This is a genomic window from Arthrobacter sp. THG-b23 (assembly GCF_059091265.1).
In genome coordinates this window covers 1-241 of sequence record NZ_JBNHGM010000023.1, presented here as the reverse complement: position 1 = coordinate 241, position 241 = coordinate 1, and the positions used below count along the sequence as shown (strand labels likewise).

Genomic DNA, 241 nt, shown 5'->3' with positions numbered 1-241 from the left:
ACTCCCCCAGGCTTATCGCAGATTCCCACGTCCTTCTTCGGCTCCTGATGCCAAGGCATCCACCGTGTGCTCTTAAAAACTTGACCACAAAGATCAATCAGCTATTCGAGAGAACCAGGACAACCAACCATCAAAAGACAGCCGGCCACCAGGTTCATCAAAAAAATTGCTTTAAGATGCTCGCGTCCACTATGTAGTTCTCAAACAACAACCCCGTCACCCCCTGCCCGCCACCCCAAAA

1 rRNA gene is annotated in these 241 nt (G+C 50.6%); it reads right to left on the bottom strand.

Annotated features, from left to right (window positions below):
- Positions 1-86 (bottom strand): 23S ribosomal RNA (locus tag AC5RVD_RS16825); the annotation flags it as partial.
- Positions 87-241: the final 155 nt, after the last annotated feature.